Consider the following 1,221-nt stretch of genomic DNA (forward strand, 5'->3'; position numbering starts at 1 on the left):
ACTGTTGGACTCATCAGAAATATTGCCTGCCGCATCCTGCGCCTTCGCCGTGATGTCGTGCGGGCCGTTCAGCAGCGGGGGCACCGGAATAAAGTCCCAGTCGCCGTTCTCATCCGCAGTGGTGCTGCCGATGGCCACGCCGTTGTCATAGATTGTCACGATGCTGTGGGCTTCCGCCGTACCCTGGATCTCAGGCTGCGCGTCGTCGGTGGTATCACCCGCATTGATCGGACCGGTAACGCTTCCCTGATCGTCGATAATCGAGACGATGACCGGCGCCGCCGGTGCCTGGGTGTCAATGATCACCAGGTAGCCGTCAGACGGTTCGGACTCGTTGCCCGCCGGATCGGTGATGACAATCGTGAACTCGTGGTCGCCGTCGTTCAGCGGCGTGTCCGGCGTAAACTGCCAGCCGCCGTTGTCGTCCGCCACCGCCGAGCCGATTGGCTGGCCGTTGTCGATGATGGTCACCACGTCGCCCGGCTGCAGGCCGCTGCCTTCCAGCGTCGGCGTGGTGTCGTCGGTGGTCTCACCCGGCTTCACGCTGCCCTGGATCGGGCCCACGTCGTCGGTGATGTCACCGATGCCGTCGCCGCCCGTGCCGCCGTCGCCCGGTTTGCCCGGCGCGGTGGTGTCGATTTCCAGCTCAAACGCCGCCGTCGGGTCGCTCACCGCACCGGTTTTCGGGTTGGTGGAGACAGCGGTGAAGCTGTGCAGGCCGTCCACCAGGTCTGTCGCCGGGGTAAAGCTCCAGCGGCCAAAGCTGTCGGTTTTCACCGAGCCGATCGACACGCCGTTGTCGAAGAGTTCAACCACGCTGTTCGGCGTCGCCTTGCCGGTAATGGTCGGGGTGGCGTCGTTGGTCACGCTGCCGCTCGCCAGGTTGCCGGTGTGGGCAGGCTGGTCGTCGTAAACGAAGTCGATGCTCACCACCACTTTCGAGGTGTCCACGATCAGGTCGATCGGCGTGCTCGGATCCGACTCGTTGCCCGCCGGATCGCGGATAACCACGATGATTTCGTGCGGACCGTCCTCAAGCGGAACGTCCGGGGTGTACTCCCAGCTGCCGTCGTCGCCGACAACGGTGGAGCCGATGACGTCGTCGCCGTCCTTAATGATGACGGTATCGCCCGGCTCCGCGCCGCCGCCGCCGATGGTCGGAGTACTGTCGTCGGTGGTGTCGCCGCTGTCAATCAGGCCCACGTCCGGACCGACGTTGTC

The 1,221-nt window shown here is 64.9% G+C and carries 1 protein-coding gene; it reads right to left on the reverse strand.

The annotated features are described in order from the left end of the window. Positions 1–1,221, reverse strand: a 1,221-nt coding sequence (locus tag ACVLVH_RS24185) for an Ig-like domain-containing protein (protein WP_498950475.1), incomplete at both ends; no start/stop codon positions are given.

It is taken from the genome of Kluyvera sp. 1366, from assembly GCF_054823405.1.